Genomic DNA, 13,229 nt, shown 5'->3' on the forward strand with positions numbered 1-13,229 from the left:
ATAAAACTCGAAATTAAGGCTATTAGAGAAGAGTTACGGGATCGGTGTCTGTTTCTATGTAGACATCCTTTGGAGGCTTAAATCCCCACACGAGTTTTTTTGCCATTTCCTGAAGCGGTCGGATTTGCTTTGAGCGCAGAAGAATTTGATGGCGATGGCTTCCGTTTACCATTTCAAGCGGACATTCAGCAGGACCAAGAATATCGACTCCCTGCGGACGGCACTTGTATAGGATGTTATACGCGCTTTGGGCTGCATTTTGGGCTGCGTCTGGTTTCTGTGAACGGAACACAAGGCGCAAAAGTCGTGAATAAGGCGGAAAGTTTAGAATTTGGCGCGCTTCAAGCTCATTCTTATAGAATTCTTCTGTAAGTCCTTTTACGGCATAGTTTATTGCATCTCGGTCAGGGCTGTAGCTTTGCACAATAACTTTTCCGCCTGGGAAAAATCTTCCTGCTCTGCCTGCAACCTGCGTTATAAGAGCGAATGTCTTTTCCTGCGCACGAAAATCCGGCAAATGTAGAGCTGTGTCTGCAAGGACAACTCCTGCAAGCTTTAAGTTCGGGAAATTCAAGCCTTTTGCAACCATTTGAGTTCCAAGCAGAATGTCATATTCACCTTTTCTAAATGAATCAAGTTTTTCCTGAAGTTCCCCTTTGTGGTGAAGCGAGTCTGTGTCTATGCGCACTACTTTTGCGTTTGGAAACTTTGCCTTTACTTCTGCCTCGATGTATTCAGTTCCGAATCCTGAATATCCTATGTCAAGCGAACCGCATTTTGGGCATTGTTGTGGCGGTGGAAGAGAATATCCGCAGTAGTGGCATCTTAGGCGGTTTTCGCTTTTGTGGTATGTCATTGAAACCGAGCAGTTTTTGCACTTTAGTTCATATCCGCAGCTTGAGCATCTAAAAAAATGCGTGAATCCCCGGCGGTTCAGGAACAGAATTGTCTGTTTTTTTTCTGAAAGGGCTGACTGAATTTCATTTTGAAGCGGTTTTGAAATGCAGCTTTCCTTGTCGGCTTCAAGGCTTAGGTTTACGCAGCTGATTTTGGGCTTTTCTCCTCCTGCAAGTCTTTTTGTGAGCGTGTGCCTGATGATTGAACCGTTTTGCATTGAGTGCCAGGATTCAACAGAAGGAGTCGCGCTTCCCATTACAAGCGGAATGGAATTTCTTCTGCATCTAAGCATTGCAATCTGTCTTGCGTGGTATCGCGGGGATGAACCTGACTTGTATGATGAGTCGTGCTCCTCGTCAATTATTATAAGCCCCAGCTGTGGAACTGGAGCAAAAACTGCGCTTCTTGCTCCTACGACAATCCGTGCTTCCCTGCTTAAAATTCGCTTCCATTCTCCGAGACGCTGGCTTGGTGTGAGCGCGGAATGAAGGACTGCGACTGTGCTTCCGAATCTTTTTTGTACAGCTTTTACAACTTGCGGCGTAAGTCCGATTTCAGGCACAAGATAAATTACACCTTTGCCTGATTCCATGATTTTTTCCGCCGCGCTTAAAAAGACTTCTGTTTTGCCGCTTCCTGTTGTTCCGTAAAGATAGTGGAATTTTTCAGTTGAAGAAAGAATTCCGTTTACGGCTGTTTTCTGCTCTTCGCTTAGTTCTTTTCTTTCAAATCCAGACTCGTCTTCCGAAAAAGAAAGGCCTGGAATTTCAGTTTCGCGCTTGCCTGAAGGAATCATTGCAAACACGCATTCCCCGATTGAAGCAATGTAGTAGTCGCTCATAAATTCTGCAAGCTCCAAAAGTTCTTTTGTTAAAAGCGGAGTCTGATCTATGTAGCGTATTGCCGTGCGGATTTTTTCTTCTGGAACGGCGCAGTTTTGTGGCAAAGTTTTGTGGACGGCGGCAACAAAGCCAGAAGTTTTTCTGTTTCCAAATTTCACTTCCACGCGCAGTCCAAACGGATTTCCAATGTCTTGTGTGCCTTCTGGAATTCTGTAGGTAAAAGTTTGGTTCAGCGGAACGTTAAGGATTACATCGATGTATGTTGAATTCGGGGCGGATGAATCATTCTGCATAGAATTTTTCTGCGTAGTTCGGAATTTCTTTTAAGATGCGGGCTTTGAAAATTTTTAAGTCTTCCCAAGCAGGACGCTTGAGGCTTTCGTTTCTTAAAAGTGCGCTTGGATGGTAAGTTGCAAGCAATGGTATTTTTGTTTCGCCTAGGCTGTATTCAAGCCACTTTCCGCGGAGCGAATTTATTCCTTGCTGTGTATCCAAAAGATTTTGAACTGCCGTGCGTCCCATTGCAAGAATGTACTTTGGCTTTAAAATGTGAATTTGCGCCTGAAGATAGCCTGAACATGCATTGGCTTCATCTGGCATTGGCGTTCTGTTCATTGGCGGGCGGCATTTTACGATGTTTGCAATGTAGCAGTTTGTTGTGCGCCCCAGTGAAATCGCCGCAAGCATTTTGTCAAGAAGTTGTCCTGCTTTTCCAACGAACGGACGTCCTGTTTTGTCTTCGTCTTCGCCCGGACCTTCGCCTATTACCATTACATAAGGATTTTCAACGCCTTCGCCCGGAACTGTGTTTGTCCTTGCCTTGCACAGAACGCAGTTTTTGCACAAAGCGATTTTTGCTGCGATTGATTCAAGTGTTGCGCCTTGAGATGGAACTTTTTCAGCTGAGTTTTGCTCTGCAGGAATTTGAGAAATTTGCGTCTGAACTTGCTCTTGCGCTTTTGTTTCTTCATGTTCTTCTGTAATTTCTATGTCGTCTTCAAATGCTGGCTCTTCTTTAAAAGTTGGCGACGGGTAGCCGTAGCTCCAGGAAGAGGCTGTTTTTAGAAAATTGTAGACTTTGCTTTTTTCTTCCGCCGTCACTTGCTTTCCCTTTTTTTGCAGATGTCGATTGCTTTTTGGTAGCATTCAAGGAGCTTTGGTGTAAGAGAAGAAATTTTCCATTTATTTCCCCATTTCAAGGCTTGCTCTGATTTTTCTTTGTGAAGAGAAGCGTTTTGCAAAAGCTTTAGCGTCTTATTTGAAAATTCTTCCACATCATCTTTTACCATAAAGCCGCCGTTGTCTCCCTGCATTACGTCCACAGTTCCCATTTCACCGATTGCGACAACTGGCAGCGCGGAAAGCATCGCTTCGACTGTAACAAGCCCTTGCGTTTCTGTTTTGCTCGGAAATGTAAAGACGCAAGCCAGCTTGTAAAAGTAAATGAGGTCGTTTCCGTCGATATATCCTGTAAAGAAAACTGACTTTTCAAGCCCACGTGATTTTGCGGATTCTTTCAGCTCGTTCAGGTAAGGTCCGCCACCCACAAACAAAAGCGCTGTGTCTGGCTGAGATTTCTGCACTTTTTCCAAGACATCAAAAAGAAACGGAAGATTTTTTTCCTTTACAATGCGTCCCACAAAAAGCAGAATTTTTTTTCCTTTTAATTCCGGAAACTTTTTAAAAAGCGTTGCGTAAACTGCCTTTGACTTTTTTTCGCTGTATTCAAGCTTGCTGTCGGGAATTCCTGTTGGAAGAATATTTGCTTTGCGTTTTATTCCGTATCTTTCTACGACTTCAGCGATTCGTTTTGTAGGAGCTATAATCACGTCGGCTCGTTTTAAGTAGAAGCGCACAACTTCCATTCCGATTTTTTTTAGTCCGCTCGCAGGCATAAAGCTTACGTAGTTTGCAAGATAGTCTTCCCAAAGCGTGTGGAAAGTGAACACAAAAGGAACGTGGCGGTGGCGGCAATAGATTGCACCGAAATATCCGACCGTCCATTCTGAGTTAATGTGAATTACGTCCGGCTGAAATTCGTCCATGGATTTTTTTACTAGATGCCATTTGTCCAGCCGCATCATTCTGTCTTCTTTTGAAAATGCAATTGCGGCAGACGGAATTCTTAAAATTTTAAACGGAGATTTTTCGTCATTTGATTTTTCGTCAAAGAAAGAGCTTTTTTGCTGTTCTTCTGTATATTCAAGGCAGACAACACAGACTTCGTGCCCAAGCTTGCAAAGTCCTTCCGCAAAAGAATGAACTGAAACTGTAACTCCATTTATGCGCGGAAAATATGCGTCTGTAAACATCGCGATTTTCATATTCTGTCGATTTTACTCTATACTTGTACTTTCTGCAAGAATCAAGTAAAATTGTTTTCTATGAAAATTTTAAGTTCATTTAAAAAATTTCTTTGGATTATTTTACTTTCTGTGCCGTTTTTTTCTTTTGCGCGCGGAAAAAATGAACTTGTAAAAAGCGGGCATTGGATTTATGACGCTCTTACCGCTGTTGCAATGGAGCAGGGCACTCTTGATTTTACCGACCGTTCGCCTTTGAGTGTTGGAGAAATTCTTTTTTTCCTTGATGAAGCCGAATACAGCTCTTTGAGTTCTGCCGGCAAAATTCAATATGACAGAATAAAAAATTATTGCTTGCAGGAATCTTTTCAGTTCGGGCCAGATTTAATAAAACTTGGCTTTGAGCTTGAACTCAATGCGGAAGGCTATTACAAGCAGAATGATGATTTGGAATGGAACTACGGACGTTACGATAAGGGCGACTTTCTTTATGTTCCTGTAAAAATTGAAGGCGCGGATTACTTTACAATGATGTTTGAAGGAAAACTTGCGCTGAATAAAAATACAAAAGAAGACAACGACAATTTTTTGAGCGTTCCACTTGCGGCTGATGAAATCGACATAAATTTCCCGGATACAGGATATTTCAGCACAAGCCATAATTTTACAGAAAACGCGGCTTTGACTTTTCAGATTGGAAGAGGAGCTTCTGATTTTACACGTTCATTGACAGGAAGCATTGCGCAAAGCAGATATTTCACTGGCTCCAGCTATTTGGAACTTGGATTTTACACGCCGAATTTCAGATATTCCATGAACGTGAATCAGTTCAATGTGGACAAATATCTTTATTCGCATGAAATCAATTTCCGCTTTTTTAAAAAACTTCAGTTTACCGCAAGGGAATCTTTGCTTGTTTTTGCGCCAATGGAACTTCGCTATCTGAATCCTTGGACAATTTTCCATGGATTTGCAGCTTGGCGCGACTACGGAAGCAACGAAAGCAACACGTGCGATTATTTTGCATTAAAACTTGCCTACACGCCTGTAAAATTTTTGAGGTTGTACGGCGAATTTGCAATGACACAGTTTCAGACTGCATACGAAACTTCAAACTTTAAAGACGATACAACGCCGAACGGGCTTGCTTTTCAGGGAGGAATCGAATCTTTTGTTCCTTGTAATGATGGATACTTTCACTTTTGGCTTGAAGGAACTTACACAGACGCATATATGTACATAAAGGAAAGTCCGGACTGGAGCATGGTGCGCAACTACCGCGAAAATCTTGGCGACACAAAATATGTTTTCTATGAATGGCTTGGAACGCCATTTGGTCCTGACACAATTTCCGGCAAACTGAGCATTGAATACGAAAAACCTGCAAAATGGTCTTTGGGAGCGTCTTATCTTTTAAAGGCTTGCGGAAAAAATTCCGGCACAAAAATTTTCAAGAATATTGACTGGCACGAAGGAAATGAATACATAATCGATGACAGCGAAGAAGGTAAAGCAAACCGCGAGAACTGGATTTTTCCGGATTCAGATTCTCAAGGAAGCGACGAGGCAAAAAAACGCCAGAAAGCTTCTACGCCGTCTGGAACTAACGAATATGTAAATGTTGTTTCTTTGCGCGGAACTTTCAGCCCTAAGGAAAATATAACTTTTGTGCTTCAGCCGTCATATACGTTTATTATAAATTATGGCAATGAAAGCGGCAGAAATGAAAACGGATTTGAAGTTGCTTTTGCTGCAAATATAAAAATTTTGTAATCAATTGAAGGAAATATTAATGAAGTTAAAAAAACTTTTTGTTGCCGCTGTTTTTGTTTTTGCTGGAGCTTTTTGTTTTTCTCAAGTTTCTGTTGACCCGTCTGATGAATTTTATAAATACGCTTTAATCTGGGAAAACCGCGGGCTTGTTTCAAATGTGCCTCCAATCCGTCCTTATCCGCTTGCAAACGTAAAGTCGATTCTTCAGGAAGTAATTGAAAATGGCTGCGAAAAAGACAAGGAAATTGCAACTGAAATTTATGAGCGTGTAGTCGGCAAGCCTTACCACATAACTTTTGAAACTGATTTTTTCATTAAGCGCGAAATGGAAGAAAAGGACGAAAAGCAGTCTTACAGCACTTCAAAAATGCTTGCCCTTTATCCTGCAATAAAAGGCGACTTGGGATTTAAAGAAGATTTTGTTTCGCTTGGATATGGCGCGGGATTTGCGGTTTCAAATGCGACAGACACAGATTTTATGCCGCAGTATTCAAATTCGTTCCACGATTCTATTTTTGACGCTACAGAAGTCGGTCCGATTGAAATGTATCTTGACGTTAACAGCATTGTTGCGCTTGGCTATAAAAATCTTTTTGTTCAGGGTGGAATTTACAGGAGCGGATATTCAGCGTTTATAAATGAAGGGCTTTCTCTTAATGACACAAGCTACCATTCTGGAAACATTTCGCTAACATATTTGCATGACAAGCTTTCTTATGTTCAGGAACTTTCCATGATTGGCGCAACTTCATCTTATGACGGTGATCTTTCAACTTTAGCCCCAGATAAAGTAATGGCTTTCCATGCGGTGGGCTATGAGCCTTTTGATTTTTTGAAAGTTTCATTTTATGAAAGCGCAGTCTACGGAAAACGCCTTGACCTCTCGTATATTTTGCCAGTTCCTTATATGGTTGCCCAGGGAATTGGAGGTGCTAGCGACAATCTTGCGATGGGACTTTTAATTGACATAAAGCCTGCTCCAGGAGTTTTGTGGGAAACAGACATAATGTGCGATGACTTTCCGGCGGAAGATTTCTTTAAATTGAATTTCGACTCAAAGTACAGACTTGCTGTAAAAACTGGACTTATCTACACTCCAGAAAATTCATTTCTTGACCGGCTGGATTTTAACTACACTTTTGTACTTCCATACACTTACAGCCACTGGCAGTACGACAGCGACAGTTTGGCTTCAATTTCTGATTCGACAATAAACTACCAGAACTGCACAAATGCTGGTGTTTTGATTGGCTCGCAGTATGAACCGAACTCAGACGCTGTAAAATTTTCCGTTGACTTAAAGCCTTTTAAGCAACTCACTTTGTCAATGGGAACAACTTACTCTCGCCACGGAAATGTCTGCGAAACTTTAGACACAGAAGAAGCCATGATTTATCTTTTAGCGGACAAGGATGTTTATTCCACAGACGGCTCTGTTTACACTCATTCAATGTTCGCCGCCAACGATTCAAATTCCGGAAACCACGTTTCTTCTGCTTGGGATTCCATGAACTGGCTGAACCAAAAGCACGTTCAGTTTACGCTCCAGTCTTCATTGAATGTAAAGTACGATTTTAAGCCTACCAAAAAAGGGACTCGCGTTTCGCTGAATGCCGGATGCACATTTGAATACATTCACAATTATGGTGTTGCAAACCAGATGTTTCCAGGCGGAAATGAAGATATAATTCCAGTTTATGAAAAAGATGATGACGGAAACGGAGGCGGAACTGGCGAAATTGTTGGATTCCGTAAAGTCAAAGACGGAGAAAAATATGATTTGGACTCAGCTGAAGCAATTGCAATTGTAGATAGCTTTAAAGGTGCTTGGGTTGACCAGCTTACAAACAAACTGAATCTTTTCTTTAACTTTGGCGTAACAATAAGATTTTAACGGCTAAAAATGAAAACTGAAATCGACACAAATTTTTATACAGAAACCTATCTTGGAAAACTTGGCGAGCTTACACTTAAAGGCGGAAATATCCGTGTGTTTGAAAAGCAGCTTTTGTGCAATATCCGGCTTGCTTTGGAAACTGTCGAGGCAAAAGTAAAACTTCTTTCGGGCCGTCTTTACGTTTGCTGCACAAAAAATTCTTGCGACGCAGTTGAATACGCGCTTGACCATTTGATTGGAATCACCGGCTGGGCAAAAGTTCAGGCTGTTGAAAAAAATCTTGAAGCTATAAAAACTGCCGTTAGAAAAGAAGGAGAAGTTGCAAAGTCAAACGGAGCAAAGACTTTTAAAATTGAAGCGCGCCGTGAAGACAAAGATTTTCCGCTTAATTCCTACGAGATTGCCACAGAAGTTGCCGGAGTTCTTTTTGACGATGGGACACTTGATGTTGATGTGCACAAGCCGGATGTTTCCATTAATATTGAAGTGCGCGAAAAATGCTATGTTTACTGCGCCCAGAAAAAAACTTGCCGCGGTCTTCCTGTCGGCGTGAGCGGAAAAGGTCTTTTGCTTCTTTCTGGCGGAATTGACAGTCCGGTTGCGGGCTACAGAATGATGCGCCGCGGAATGAAAGTTGAATGCGTTTATTTTCATTCTTATCCATATACTTCGCAGGAAGCCCAGCAGAAAGTTCAAGACCTTGCAAAAATTATCGCGCAGTACGGAAACGACACTCATCTTAATGTGATTTCATTTACTGAAGTTCAGATGAAAATAAAACAAAAAGCGCCGGAAGCCTACTCAACATTGATGCTCCGCCTTTGCATGATGAAAGCTGCCAATATGCTTGCCGAGCGGATTAACTGCGACTGCATAATTACAGGCGAAAGTTTGGGGCAGGTTGCAAGCCAGACAATTGAAAATCTTGCAGTTACAGAAAGCTTTGCAGAAAAGCCTTTAGTCCGTCCGCTGATTGGCTTGGACAAAGAAGAAATTATGGACACGGCGAATTTCATTGGAACTTACGAAACTTCAATTCTTCCGTATGAAGACTGCTGTGTTTTGTTTAGCCCCAAGCATCCTGTTTTGCGCGCAACTATAGAAGAAGCAAAGAAAATTTACGATTCCATGGAAATTGATTCTCTCATTCAAAAGTCTTTTGATGAGCGTCAGATTTTCCGATACTCAATAAGAGACGTTATCGGGGAAAAATGGGCTTTAGAAGAAAATTCCTAACATTTGTTTTTTTACTTTTCTCACTCAAAGTTTTTTCGCAGGAAGAAAAAAATGAAGTTCCGCAGCTTTTAAAAGGTGTGTGGAAAAATTCCAGCCGATATTTTGTCTTTGATTCAGGCTATGTTTCTGATGATGGCGGAGCGATTCCTCAAGCTGTGCTTAGAACTTTCTACACTTGGTATGATGACCGCGCGGCAGAAAGTAGAATTTATTCAGAGAAAAATCCGCGCGATGTAAACAACACAACTTCAAAAAATCCGGCGCAGGAAATCAGCATAAAATATGTTCCGCTTGTGGACGAGCTTTTTTTGCGTTCAGACGGAAAGGGCGTTTTGCAAGATGACGGCTCGCTTCTTTATGCAAACGGAATTACGTCCGGCGCCTGGAATCTTGAAATAAAATATCCGAATAGAAAAGAAATTTACAATGTTCCTGTTGCTGTAATTGGCGACAAGCTTTTTCTAAAATTCGTTGTAAGGCAAAGCGGAGAAGCAGGACTTTCTGGATTTTGGAAAGATTCTGGAAACGCTTCTGGAATTTTAATAAGTCCGCCTATTTCAAGCAAGGAACTTTTGTCTTATTTTGCCACGGATTCAGCAGTTTACCAAATCCGCTACTGGAAAACCGACATGGAATACGACAGTTCAGCTCAGGCTCTTTTTTCTGAAGAAGGAACTGAATATTCTGTGCCAAAGCATCTTGTTGTTGCCGGTCAAATTTTTACTTGCGTTACAGGGCGCAGGACAAAAATCCGCAGCGTGAAAAAAATTTCTTCTTTTCCGGCTGATTGCACTTTTAATTCAGTCTTAAAGATAAATGCTTCAAATGACTTAAATGGAATTCAAGTTCCGAACGAAAATGTTTTTTCAACAATCTGCGCATTCGGCGAGCCTTATTTAACGCTTGAAACTGGAAAAACTCTTGAAGAAATTCTTGCTGAAAATCTTTCCAAAAATCCTCCGCCTCCTAAGCCGCTTTTTCCTCCGCACGGAATTCTTGACTTTGACTGGAGCATAATAGAAGATCCTCCAAAAGACTGGAACCGCCGCATCCTTGATTTAGGAAAATAATTTTTTTTATTAGACGGGGGGGGGTACTTGTAAAAAAAGTTGACAGATGAAGATTTTGTTATATAATTTAGAACAAGTGTATTGTTAAGAACCACTAAAAGCTTGAAGTTTTTAGTGGTTTGTATTTTTAAGGAGGACTTTATTATTATGGGAGAAAATGCTTCGTCAAATACCGAAAAACGCAAGAGCCTTGTGTTCCGGCTTGTTCTTTTTGTAGGCATTTCAATTGTATGTTTTAATGCCCTGCAGATTATTGTAACAGGAGAAATCACAAAAAAGTCTCAGCTTGAGGATTCGGCAAATGACTATGGGGTTGTTGCAGCTGCTTATTCGCAGGTAATTTCAGAAAAGATTGACGCCTATTTCTACGCTATGAATTTCTATGTGAATTCGGATATGGCCCTAGAAGGAACTTTTGACCAAATGCGCCAATGGCTTGTTTCTCAGGAAGATCACCGCATATCAGAGTTCGATTACATAATGCTTGCAGGTTCTGATGGAATTGCCTATACAGACACTGGAAAACGCATCGATATTTCCGACCGTCCGTATTTTAAGGCGATAATGCAGGATGGAAAAACAAAATTCATCGATGATCCAGTGGTTTCAAGAACAACTGGGCAGTCTGTAATTCACGTAACACGCGCGATTGTACGCAACGGAAAGAATATCGGTCTTATTTCGGGCGTAATGCAGTCAAAAAATTTAGGCGAAATCATCAGCAATATAAAAGTTGGAAACACAGGATATGCGTTTGTTCTTGCCGACGACGGAACTGTCATTTCTCACCCGAACAGAGACTGGATAAACAAGCGCAACTTCCTTACAGGCTATTCGGAAGGGCACGAGGATATGGGAGAACTTGCCAAGCGAATGGTCAGCCGCGAAACAGGACACGCCTGGCTAAAAGGAATTTATGATGAGCTGGAATTTATCAGCTTCACGCCGGTAGGAGGCACTTCATGGTCAATGGCAGTTTCGATTCAGCAGAAAGAAATTTATTCTACAATTTCTTCAATGATGGGGAAGATGGCTTTGCTTTCTCTTATAAGCGCGATTCTTCTTGTAAGCATAGCAGGCTTCCTTATGTACCGTGCAATAAAGCCTTTGAATACTCTTGACGGGGCAATAACAAAAATTGCTTCCGGCAACGCTGACCTTACACAAAGAATTGAAATAAATTCCAACAACGAAATCGGATTTGTTGTAAAAGGATTCAATAAATTTGTAGGCAAATTGCAGGAAATTATTTCTGATGTAAAAACTTCTAAAAATGAGCTTTCTAGCGCAGGAGAAGTTCTTGAAGAAAGCACGCAGAACACGGCTGGAGCAATCACACAGATTCTTGCAAACATCGACAGCGTAAGAAATCAGATTGTAAGCCAAAGCTCAAGTGTCGAAGAAACCGCAGGCGCTGTAAACGAAATCGCTTCAAATATTTCTTCACTTGAAAGAATGATTGAAAACCAGACAGCAGGTGTAAGCCAGGCTTCTGCCGCTGTTGAGCAGATGATTGGAAATATTTCTTCTGTAAATCAATCAGTTGATAAAATGGCTTCTTCATTCAGCGAGCTTCAGTCTGACGCGCAGAACGGTTTCTCTAAGCAGCAGATTGTAAACGAGCAGATAGAAAAAATTGAAAAGCAGTCCGCAATGCTTCAGGAGGCAAACGCTGCGATTTCTTCAATTGCAAGTCAGACAAATCTTCTTGCCATGAACGCCGCAATCGAAGCTGCCCACGCAGGTGAAGCCGGAAAAGGATTCAGTGTTGTTGCAGACGAAATCCGCAAGCTTTCTGAAACTTCTACTTCTCAGTCAAAGACAATCGGCGACCAGCTTAACAATATCCGCGAGTCTATCGATGAAGTTGTTGCTTCTTCCGCAGAATCAAGCTCGGCATTTGAAAGTGTTTCCAAAAAAATCAAGGACACAGACCAGCTTGTTGTTCAGATAAAATCGGCAATGGAAGAGCAGACAGAAGGCTCTAAGCAGATAAACGAAGCTCTTCATTCCATGAACGACAGTTCTTCTGAAGTACGCAACGCATCTTCTGAAATGTCTGCCGGAAACCAGGCAATCCTTGAGGAAGTAAAACGGCTTCAGGATGCCACAATGGTTATGAAAGAAAGCATGGACGAAATGGCGATTGGCGCAAAGAAGATAAACGAAACTGGAGCAGCCTTGAGCGAGATTTCTTCAAAAGTAAAAGGCTCTATTTCGAATATTGCAGATCAGATTGACCGCTTCAAAGTATAATAAAAGTTATCGTAAAACATATTGTTGTTGTTATAATACGATAAAAATTTATTGACAAACTATTAAGGCTCCTGTAGGATATATTCTATAGGAGCTTTTTTATGTCCAGTAAAAATTTTAATATGCTTGCAAAAACAATTTCAAAGTTCTTTGAAATTGTTTTCTTTGTGTGTTCCGCTCTCATGGTCATTTCCGCAGTTCTTTCTTTTGCACGTCCACATCTTCTTGCATCTTTTCTTCTTGCCAACATTGATAATGGCACAATCGCCACAAACGGATTTCAGATTATGATTGAAGCTCCGAATGGAGAGCCTATTTTGGGCGCAGTCAGAATTTTTACGTTCGCTGGAATCTTTACAATGCTTTGTATGGCAATGATTTTCAGAAACATTTATCTTATAATCAAAACTTGCGAAGGGCGCACTTGGTTCACCAAGGGAAAAACTCCGTTTCAAAAAGATGTTGTCAGAATGGTCCGGGAAATCGGTATTTTTAGCATAATGATTCCTATGACTGGACTTGTCTTGAGCCTTATTGCCCGCATTTCTCTTGGCTCAGACTTTTGCGAGACCAGCGTTCAGATTGTAGGAATCGCCATGGGAATTGCAATGATTTGCTTTTCGCGCATTTTTGCCTACGGAATAAAACTTGAAGAAGAAGTCGAAGGGCTTATATAGGGGCGGAGTATTATGGGAAACATTGTATTGCATCTTGACCGCATAATGGTTGAGCGGAAAATTTCATTGAATGACTTAGCTGAAAAAGTCGGAATAACAAACGTAAACCTTTCAAAGATAAAAAACAACAGAGTAACGGCAGTACGCTTTTCTACACTTGAAGCCTTGTGCCGCATACTCCATTGCCAGCCCGGAGACATCTTAAAGTACGAGGAATAAATGTCGGGAATGTCCCAAAAGTATCCTTTTTGTCATTTTCGGGCTTGACCCGAAAATCT

The 13,229-nt window shown here is 41.4% G+C and carries 10 protein-coding genes; 7 read left to right on the forward strand and 3 right to left on the reverse strand.

The genetic code is table 11. The annotated features are described in order from the left end of the window. Positions 1 to 22 precede the first annotated feature (22 nt). From priA to B4C08_RS01095, 3 genes are read right to left on the reverse strand one after another with little or no spacing between them, the layout of a single operon-like run. Positions 23 to 2,032: a replication restart helicase PriA gene (priA, locus tag B4C08_RS01085; RefSeq protein ID WP_296662207.1), complete on the reverse strand. Its 2,010-nt coding sequence runs from the start codon at positions 2,030 to 2,032 to the stop codon at positions 23 to 25. Next, positions 2,022 to 2,840: a uracil-DNA glycosylase gene (locus B4C08_RS01090; protein ID WP_296662208.1), complete on the reverse strand. Its 819-nt coding sequence runs from the start codon at positions 2,838 to 2,840 to the stop codon at positions 2,022 to 2,024. The genes priA and B4C08_RS01090 overlap by 11 nt, the downstream gene beginning before the upstream one ends. Further along, a complete protein-coding gene (locus tag B4C08_RS01095; protein WP_296662209.1) occupies positions 2,837 to 4,063 on the reverse strand; it encodes a glycosyltransferase in 1,227 nt (408 codons plus the stop codon). The genes B4C08_RS01090 and B4C08_RS01095 overlap by 4 nt, the downstream gene beginning before the upstream one ends. A 60-nt stretch (positions 4,064 to 4,123) precedes the next feature. On the opposite strand from B4C08_RS01095, the gene B4C08_RS01100 reads away from it, so the two are divergent. From B4C08_RS01100 to B4C08_RS01130, 7 genes are all read left to right on the forward strand, one after another. Beyond that, positions 4,124 to 5,815 carry a hypothetical protein gene (locus B4C08_RS01100; protein WP_296662210.1) on the forward strand — a complete coding sequence of 564 codons (1,692 nt, stop codon included), beginning with the start codon at positions 4,124 to 4,126 and terminating at the stop codon, positions 5,813 to 5,815. Between the two features lie 19 nt (positions 5,816 to 5,834). Next, a complete protein-coding gene (locus tag B4C08_RS01105) occupies positions 5,835 to 7,709 on the forward strand; it encodes a hypothetical protein (RefSeq protein WP_296662211.1) in 1,875 nt (624 codons plus the stop codon). 9 nt (positions 7,710 to 7,718) lie between these two features. Then, entirely contained in the window at positions 7,719 to 8,948 is a 1,230-nt protein-coding gene (gene thiI, locus B4C08_RS01110; protein ID WP_296662212.1) for a tRNA uracil 4-sulfurtransferase ThiI, read from the forward strand. Then, the gene (locus tag B4C08_RS01115) at positions 8,924 to 10,018 is read left to right on the forward strand and encodes a hypothetical protein (RefSeq protein ID WP_296662213.1); all 1,095 of its coding nucleotides are present in this window, start codon (positions 8,924 to 8,926) and stop codon (positions 10,016 to 10,018) included. Before thiI ends, B4C08_RS01115 begins: the two co-directional genes overlap by 25 nt. A gap of 147 nt (positions 10,019 to 10,165) precedes the next feature. Then, the gene (locus B4C08_RS01120) at positions 10,166 to 12,274 is read left to right on the forward strand and encodes a methyl-accepting chemotaxis protein (RefSeq protein WP_296662214.1); all 2,109 of its coding nucleotides are present in this window, start codon (positions 10,166 to 10,168) and stop codon (positions 12,272 to 12,274) included. Positions 12,275 to 12,375: 101 nt separating this feature from the next. Further along, positions 12,376 to 12,951 (forward strand): hypothetical protein, encoded by a 576-nt coding sequence (locus tag B4C08_RS01125; protein WP_296662215.1) that lies wholly within the window; start codon positions 12,376 to 12,378, stop codon positions 12,949 to 12,951. 12 nt (positions 12,952 to 12,963) lie between these two features. After that, positions 12,964 to 13,170 (forward strand): helix-turn-helix domain-containing protein, encoded by a 207-nt coding sequence (locus B4C08_RS01130; protein ID WP_295800696.1) that lies wholly within the window; start codon positions 12,964 to 12,966, stop codon positions 13,168 to 13,170. The last annotated feature ends 59 nt before the right edge of the window (positions 13,171 to 13,229 follow it).

Origin of the sequence: Treponema sp. UBA753 (genome assembly GCF_002297325.1) — a bacterium.
In the GTDB taxonomy this organism is placed as follows: Bacteria; Spirochaetota; Spirochaetia; order Treponematales; family Treponemataceae; genus Treponema_D.